This is a genomic window from Acidovorax sp. KPB24-03, assembly GCF_057546605.1.
The window spans coordinates 1-7,823 of record NZ_BAAJYR010000163.1; the positions used below are offsets into that span (position 1 = coordinate 1).

Annotated in this window: 9 protein-coding genes and 1 pseudogene; 1 reads left to right on the top strand and 9 read right to left on the bottom strand. The window is 69.4% G+C overall.

The window, feature by feature from the left end:
* Together AC27KI_RS15675 and AC27KI_RS15680 are read right to left on the bottom strand one after the other, a co-directional pair.
* A pseudogene (locus AC27KI_RS15675) lies at positions 1-243 on the bottom strand (anti-sigma factor); the annotation flags it as partial.
* Between the two features lie 9 nt (positions 244-252).
* Positions 253-828, bottom strand: coding sequence for an RNA polymerase sigma factor (locus AC27KI_RS15680; RefSeq protein ID WP_272564487.1), 576 nt, complete (start codon positions 826-828; stop codon positions 253-255).
* A 176-nt stretch (positions 829-1,004) separates the two neighbouring features.
* Between AC27KI_RS15680 and AC27KI_RS15685 the strand changes: the two genes are divergently transcribed.
* Positions 1,005-1,181, top strand: coding sequence for a hypothetical protein (locus AC27KI_RS15685; protein ID WP_487090596.1), 177 nt, complete (start codon positions 1,005-1,007; stop codon positions 1,179-1,181).
* Between the two features lie 28 nt (positions 1,182-1,209).
* Here AC27KI_RS15685 and AC27KI_RS15690 read toward each other — a convergent pair whose 3' ends face one another.
* The 7 genes from AC27KI_RS15690 to AC27KI_RS15720 all read right to left on the bottom strand — a co-directional run.
* Positions 1,210-1,914 carry an MlaA family lipoprotein gene (locus AC27KI_RS15690; RefSeq protein ID WP_487114646.1) on the bottom strand — a complete coding sequence of 235 codons (705 nt, stop codon included), beginning with the start codon at positions 1,912-1,914 and terminating at the stop codon, positions 1,210-1,212.
* 168 nt (positions 1,915-2,082) lie between these two features.
* The gene (locus AC27KI_RS15695; protein WP_487114648.1) at positions 2,083-3,489 is read right to left on the bottom strand and encodes a sensor histidine kinase; all 1,407 of its coding nucleotides are present in this window, start codon (positions 3,487-3,489) and stop codon (positions 2,083-2,085) included.
* A complete protein-coding gene (locus AC27KI_RS15700) occupies positions 3,458-4,144 on the bottom strand; it encodes a response regulator transcription factor (protein ID WP_487114650.1) in 687 nt (228 codons plus the stop codon). The genes AC27KI_RS15695 and AC27KI_RS15700 overlap by 32 nt, the downstream gene beginning before the upstream one ends.
* A gap of 55 nt (positions 4,145-4,199) precedes the next feature.
* Positions 4,200-4,547: a hypothetical protein gene (locus tag AC27KI_RS15705; RefSeq protein WP_487114652.1), complete on the bottom strand. Its 348-nt coding sequence runs from the start codon at positions 4,545-4,547 to the stop codon at positions 4,200-4,202.
* 163 nt (positions 4,548-4,710) lie between these two features.
* Positions 4,711-5,541 (bottom strand): MipA/OmpV family protein, encoded by an 831-nt coding sequence (locus AC27KI_RS15710; protein WP_487090598.1) that lies wholly within the window; start codon positions 5,539-5,541, stop codon positions 4,711-4,713.
* A gap of 261 nt (positions 5,542-5,802) precedes the next feature.
* Positions 5,803-6,963: an alpha-hydroxy acid oxidase gene (locus AC27KI_RS15715; RefSeq protein WP_487114654.1), complete on the bottom strand. Its 1,161-nt coding sequence runs from the start codon at positions 6,961-6,963 to the stop codon at positions 5,803-5,805.
* A 190-nt stretch (positions 6,964-7,153) separates the two neighbouring features.
* Positions 7,154-7,823, bottom strand: a 670-nt coding sequence (locus tag AC27KI_RS15720; protein WP_487114656.1) for a DMT family transporter, incomplete at its 5' end; no start/stop codon positions are given.

Genomic DNA, 7,823 nt, shown 5'->3' on the forward strand with positions numbered 1-7,823 from the left:
GTTCCTTCTCGGCCTGCACCAGGTTGTGGATGCGCAGCCACACTTCGGGCGGCGGGGCCTGCTCGGCCTGCAGCTCGGTCAGGCCGGACCAGCGCGATTGCCACACCAGCGCCCGCCCGCCCGCACGCCGGCATGCTCGCGCGCCAGGGTCTCGAAGCGGCGCCGCGCACCGCCGCGCAGCGTGCCCAGCGCATAGGCGGCCGCCAGGCGGTCCAGCAGTTCAGGGGATTGCGAAAGATTCATGGCAGCACCTCACGCGTAGCGCGACAGGCAGTCGCGCAACTGACCCAGGCCCCGGCGGATCCACGTCTTGACCGTCCCCAGCGGCAGCTTCAGCTGCTCGGCCAGCTCGCCGTGGCTCAGGTCGCGCAGGTACGCCAGGCTGACCACTTCGCGGTGGCGGTGCTCCAGGCGGCCCAGGCATTGGTGCAGCGCGGTCGCCTGCTCGCTGGCCTGCGCGATGTCCGCCGGCGAGGGCTGATCCGCCTGCAATGTCTGCGCCAGCTCGTCATCGAACTCCTGCGTGAGCTGCGCCCGGTCGGCCGTGCGCCGGCGCAGAAAGTCCAGCGCCCGGCTGCGCACGATCAGGCCCATCCACGCCATCGGCGGGCTCAGGGTTTCGCGGTAGCTGCCCGCCACGCGCCAGATGGTGAGGTAGGCCTCCTGCAGCACGTCCTCCGCCCACTCGCGGTTGCGCAGCACGCGCAGGGCCACGCCGAACAGGCGCGACGACGTGTGGTCGTACAGGCGCTTGAGGGCGGCATCGTCGCGTCCCGCGACCTGGTCAATGAGGGCCATCAGTTGGGTGTCCGTGAGGGAGGTGCTCATGCACGCATTGTGTGAGAAAAATTGCGGTCTCAGCCATGCAGCGGAATACGGTGGGTGTGGGCTGGCGGATACAAAGCCCTCTTTGGGACAAGGACTCTGAATCCGATCGGCCACGGCCGGCGTATGAAAGACACCTGCGGCGCGCAGCCCTCTTTCCCGACCCACCAGGAGACAGCATGCGAGACAACCGATCCAAGGCCCTTCCCCTCGGCGACCTGCGTTCCATGAAGCGCCGCGCCATCTTCGCTGCCGGCGTGCTGCTGCTGGCGGCTGGCGCGTTCTATGCCGGCAAGAGCGCGGTGGCGCAGGAACTGCCAGCCGCGGGCGCGGCCGTGCAGGCGGTGACCGGCTGATCGCCCGGCGCCCGCAGGGGTTGCCTCGCTAGCGGTCAGCCGCAGCCCCGCCCTGCCAGGAGTCGCTGGACTCTTCCATGGCCACCTGGGTGAGGGCATCCTTCGCCTGGGCGGCGCGGTTGCGCTTTTTCAGATGGGCGTCGCGCATCAGCAGATACTTGTCCAGGGCCACCTGGTCCACCAGTTCGCTGGCCCCCAGATGGTGGGCGCGCTGGCTGACCACCTGGACGGCGGTCAGGCTGTTCTTCACAGAGACGCTGGAGATCTGGTTCTTCGGGTTGCCGAGGCCATCCACCTGCGACGCGAACACGTCCCTCGCATTGGACGGGCCGAAGAGCGGCATCACCAGATAAGGCCCCGTTCCCACGCCCCAGGTGTCCAGGGTCAGCCCGAAATCCTCCTTGCGGTGGGGCATGCCCCAGCCGCTGGCCACGTCCACCAGGCCGAGGACGCCCACCGTGGTGTTGGTGCCAAAGCGCGCCAGGGTCGTCATGCCCTCGCCCACCCGCCCCTGCAGCATGAGGTTGACCGACGACCACGGGTTCTGCCAATTGGAAAAGAAGTTGCTCACGCCCGTCTGGGCCACTTCAGGAACCACGGTTTTGTAGGCCTTGGCGGCCGGCTGCAGGACGACCTGGTCCACGCCTTCGTTCAAGGAAAAGATCTTGCGGTTGACGGGCTCCAGCGGATCCGGCTGCGCGAGGGAGGCGCATCCGGTGCTGAGAATGGCCAAGGCGCAGAGGGCATACCGGACATTCGGCATGCGGTGGTTCCAAGGTGCTGCGGGGTGCAGGCGAGAGGGCATTCGTACCTCCGGTGAGAGTGGGTGATGGGGACCTGAGGGATGGGATGCATCGCATCCCACGGCCGCCATGGTCACCGCGCCTGCATTGCTGAATCCTTACTGGCCGGGGCCGGGCGCCGACGCGTGTGTCACGCGCACTTCCAGCCCCACCGCGCCGTTGCGCGCTTCGATGGTCCAGCCATGGGCGGCGACGATCTCCTGGCAGATCGACAGGCCCAGCCCGGCCCCTTCGTCGCGCCGGGACGCACCCCGCCAAAAGCGCTCGAAGAGTTTGCCCAGGTGCTCCGGCGCCACCCCCGGTCCTTCGTCGGACACCACAAATCCGCGGCCATGCACCTGCAGCCGCACCACGCGGTGCGGCGGGCTGTGCTGGATGGCGTTTTCCAGCAGGTTCTTGAGCAGGGTGAACAGCGCGCCCCGGTCGGCATCCCAGGGCCCCACGCCCTCGTCAAAGAGCAGCGCGATCTGCACCTGGCTGCGCTCGGCCACGCGGTCCATGAAATCGCTGGCCTCCAGGATCGCGGAGCGCGGGTCGCACCGCTCGATCCGGTAGTTGCGCTGCTCGCTGGCCTCGGCCAGGTGGAGCAGCTGCTGCACTTGGCGCGCCATGCGGTCGATGTCCTGGAGCAGGTAGCGGCTGTGCCCGCTGCCGCCGTCCTTGCCACCGCTGTGGCCGCCCAGTTCCACCTGCGCGCGGATCAGCGACAGCGGGGTCTTCAATTCATGCGCGGCATTCGCCAGGAACTCCTGCTGCGTCTGAAACCCCAGCTGCACGCGGTCCAGCGCCCGGTTGAAGGCATCGACCAGCGGCACCAGTTCGCTGGGCAGATCGCCCAGCGCCAGCCGGTCGCCCAGGGACTGCGGCGTGATGCGCTGCGCCTGCAGCGATGCGATGCGCAGCGGCTTGAGCACCCGGCGCAGCGTCAGGTGCATGGCGATCACGAAAATCACGAGGAACGTGAGGCAGGTGGCCACGATGCCCTTGCGCAGCGCCGGCAACCCGATGCTGTGCTGCAGCAGCAAAACGATGCGGTCGCTGATGGCGAACTGCACATACCACAGCCGGTCGGGCCGCTGCAGGGGCACCGTGGCGGCATGCATCGCCACGCCATCGCGCTGCAGCGCGAAGCCCTTTCGCTGCGGATCGAACCCCACACCCTCGGGCGCCAGCGGAAATGTCTTTCCGTCGGTGGTGTAGAACACCGCGCCGTGCGGGTCGACGATGCGCAGCACCACCTCTTCGCTCAGGCTGGCGAAGGGCCATTCGTCGATGTGGGACCGGTCGGATCCCAGGGGCAGGCCGGCGCCGTCGAAGCGGATGATCCTGGCGATCGACTCGGCCCGCTCGATCACGCTGTGCTGCAGCATGTACCGCTCCAGCGGTTCGAGCAGCACCATGACGACGGCCATGACCAGCCCGCCGCTCAGCAGCATGCCGGCCACGTACACCAGCAGCAGGCGCCCGCGAAAGCTACGGGGCCAGTGGCTTTTCGCGGACGGCATATCCATGGGTCCTGATGTTGGCGATCTGAACGCTCGACCCCACGGCCACGAGCTTGCGTCGCAGCCGGTGCAGCGCCACGTCCAGCGCGTTCGGCGTGACGGCCTCGGCGATGCCCCAGGCGGCGGCCTCCAGCTCCGACCGGCGCACCACCTGGCCGGCCTTGCGCAGCAGGCACAGCATGATCTGCACTTCGGTGAGCGGCAGCGCCACGGTTTCCCCGCAGCACACCAGGCATCCCCGGCCCGCGTCCAGGCGCAGGTCGCCGTACACCGGGTCCAGCGCCTTCAGGTGGGTGGGCCGCCGCAGCAGCGCCCGCACCCGGGCGATCAGCTCCTCCATGGGAAACGGCTTGGTCAGGTAGTCGTCCGCGCCGGATTCGAGGCCGTCGACCCGGTCGTGCAGCGCGTCCCTGGCCGTCAGCATCAGGCAGGGCACGGCTTGGTCGCGCGCGCGCAGCCGCCGCACCAGCTGCAGGCCGTCGCCGTCCGGCAGCCCCCGGTCGATCACCAAGGCGCCATAGGGAATGTCGCGCAGTGCGAGCCAGGCCGATTCGATGTCGGTGAAGGCATCCACGGCGATGCCGGCCCCCGCCATGGCCTGGCGGATGAGATCGGCCAGCCGTTCGTGGTCTTCTACCAGTGCGATGCGGTTCATCCTCGGGTCCATCCAAAAAAGCCTGGCGGCCTGCGCGCGGCGCAGGCCCCGAAAATCAGCGGGCCGTCAGCGACAGCAGCCGGTCCACCAGGGTCCCGATGCTGCTGCCATCGCCGGACACCCGCCCCTGCACGAGATCGAGCCGCAAGCCTTCGATGGCATACCGGCACACCCTGTGCGTGGCGAGGTCCACCGAATCCGTGGCGCACATCTCCTCGACGAAATCCGACCAGATCGCCGGATACCGCGGATCGCCGAGCACGGCGGCCACCGCCCGGCGCTGGTGGCTTCGCAGGGCCGCCAGGCTCGCCCCCATGGCGCGCAGGTAGGCGCGCAGATGCCGCGCCGGGCCGCAGGGCTCGGCGGTCAGGGCGTCGTCCAGGAAGCGGCGAAAGTCTGCCACGTAGTCATCGAAGACCTCCTCGGAAAAGCCCTTCGGCCCGCCGCGCCGGCCCCGACGCGCACACGCCCGGCCAGGGGATCGCCCCCAGGGCAGGCCGCTGCCCGGCCCGAAGGCCGGCCCGCCCGGCACAGGCCCGCCGGGAATGCGCGCAGCGCCACGCATCTCAGAACCGGTGGATGTAGCCGACGGTGGCGCGCGACATGCTCGAGCGCCCCACGATGGGACTGTTCTTGATCTCGTCGGGCAGGCTCGTCGCGCTGACGTCGAGGAACACCATCTGCCGGGGCCGGATCGCGTAGTCCAGCCGCAGCCCCACCTCCATCGTGGTGGCTGCCTTGCCGGTGTACTGCGCGCGGCCGGGCTGCGCCTCGTTGGCCCGCACGCCGAAGTAGTAGTCCACGTATTTTTCGTCGAGCCACTGCGCCTGCACCCGGGGCGTCAGCCCGAAGCTGCCGAATCCGAACCGCCGGTCCACCTGCAGCTGCAGTTTCTGGCCCTTGCTTTTGCTGGACAGGTCGGACAGCCATTCGCCCGAAACGCGGGCGAAACCGGTGTTCCAGGTGACGGCCGCGCCGCCCCACACACTGCCATCGCGGTCGGCCATGCCGGCGAGCCGGGGCGAATCGCCGGCCTCGTAACCGCCATCCTCGTACTTGAGACGCCCCGTCAGGCCGATGCTGCTCTGGGGGCCGAACTCCTTTTGCAGCAGCTTGACGTCGGCCGTGGCGCCGCTGACGCGAAGCCAGCGGCTCTCGTAGAACAGCAGCGGCACGGCGATGTTCTTGCTCTCCGCCCCCGCGTAGCGCCGCACGGCCGAGGCACCGATGCCGATGCCCCAGCTGGACGCAGCGTCCGGCGCACCGGCGGCGGATGCGGCGTCGGTGGACCGCTCCTGTGCGGCGGCTTGCGTCGCGGCCAGGAGGCACAGGGTGGCGGTGGCGGCACCCAGGCAGGCGCGCGGGCATTTCTTGAGGGGCGTGAGGGAGAGGGTCATGGGCGGGAACAGGGTTGCTGAAAAACCGATGTTCGGCGCCCCCGCATTACCGGCGACTTACTGGGCGCCCTGCCCGCCGCGAAAACGCCGGTGTGCCAGCACAAAACCAGAGAGGCCGGCGAGCGCCCGCCGGCGCAGGGGGCATACAGCTATATTTTTTATAGCAACATGCCCTAGTGAAACATGCGCTGGAGCCCTTTTACGCTCCAAACGCCCCTGGCGAGCCCTACCGGAGGGCAGCGGGCAGCGGCCCGCCGCACCTCACACCGGATAGGTGCCCGGCAGCAGGATCGAGCGGTCCACGCGGTGGATGTCCGTGTGGCCGCAAAAGGCCATGGTCACGTCCAGTTCCTTCTGGATGATCTGCAGCGCGCGGGTCACCCCGGCCTCGCCGAACGCACCCAGCCCGTACAGGAAGCTGCGACCGATGAGCGTGCCGCGCGCGCCCAGCGCCCAGGCTTTCAACACGTCCTGCCCGCCGCGGATGCCGCCGTCCATCCACACCTCGATCTCCTGGCCCACCGCCTCGACGATGGCCAGCAGCGCGTGGATCGACGAGGGCGCGCCGTCGAGCTGGCGGCCGCCGTGGTTGCTGACGATCAGCGCATCGGCGCCGCTGGCCACAGCCAGGCGGGCGTCCTCGGCGTCCATGATTCCTTTGAGGATGAGCTTGCCGCCCCAGCGCTTCTTGATCCACTCCACGTCGCGCCAGTTGAGCTGCGGATCGAACTGCTCGGCCGTCCACGACGACAGCGACGACAGATCGCCCACGCCCTTGGCATGGCCCACGATGTTGCCGAAGCTGCGCCGCTGCGTGCCCAGCATGCCCAGGCACCAGCGCGGCTTGGTCGCCAGGTTGAGCAGGTTCGCCACCGTGGGCTTGGGCGGCGTGGACAGGCCGTTCTTGATGTCCTTGTGCCGCTGGCCGAGGATCTGCAGGTCCAGCGTGAGCTGCAGCGCCGACACGCCCGCCGCCTTGGCGCGGTCGATCAGGCGCTCGATGAAATCGCGGTCGCGCATCACGTACACCTGGAACCAGAATCCCGGCCCGGCGTGCGTGGAGACGTCCTCCAGCGAGCAGATGCTCATGGTGGACAGCGTGAACGGCACGCCGAACGCCTTGGCCGCGCGCGCGCCCAGGATCTCGCCGTCGGCATGCTGCATGCCCGTGAGCCCCGTGGGCGCGATCGCCACGGGCATGGCCGTCTCCTGCCCGACCATCCGCGTGCGCGTGGTGCGGCCTTCCATGTTGACCGCCACGCGCTGGCGCAGCTTGATGCGCTGGAAGTCTTCGCTGTTGGCGCGGTAGGTGCTTTCGGTGTAGGAGCCCGAATCGGCGTAGTCGTAGAACATGCGCGGCACGCGGCGCTTGGCGACGACGCGCAGGTCTTCGATGCAGGTGATTTTGGACAGGTCGGCCAAGGGAAACGCTCCTGGGTGTTTTTATGGAATGGGGAAGCCACGTCCCTCCACGGCGAAGGGAAAGCGCGGTGCACGGGCATCGTAGCGGCGCCCCCGCCGGACGGGTGCTGAAGACTTTTCCCCGGCCCCTGAGATTTTTTTGACGGGCCGCACGCGCGGGCCCTGCCCGGCCCCTGCCCCGCCGGGTGGCCTAACGGCGCGCCAGCGCCACGCCCAGGATGGCGACGACGAAGCCCACGATCTGCAGGCCGGTGAGCGTCTCGCTGAAGATCCACCAGGCCTGCAGCGCCGACAGCGGCGGCACGGCCAGCACCAGCGCCGCGGTGCGCGTGGCCTCGCCGTGGCGCATGAGCCAGATCAGCAGCGTTGCACCACCGATGGACAGCACCAGCACGGCATAGGCCAGGTAGCCCCACAGCAGCGGCGAGCCGTCCCAGCGCGGCTCGCCGAAGACCAGCGCCATGAACACCAGCACCGTGACGGCCCCCACGTTCTGCACCGCGCTGGCACTGCGCAGGTCGCCAGCGGCCAGCGGCGACTTCTGCACCATCGATCCCACTGTGAGCGCCAGGATGCTCCCGGCCGCCGCGAGCAGCACCGGCAGCGTCAGCCCGGCCGCCCCGGCACTGACCGCCAGCCGCGGCCACAGCACCATCGCCACGCCGCTGAAGCCCAGCGCGAGGCCCGCCCAGGTGGCGGCCCGCAGGCGCCCACCCAGCAAGGTGACCGCGATGAGCGCGGTGAACAGCGGCTGCAGCGCACCGATCAGCGCCATCACGCCCGAGGGCAGGCCCTGCGCCATGGCCCACCAGCTCGGCCCCACGTACAGGCCGCTCATGAGCGCTCCGGCCACCAGGTGC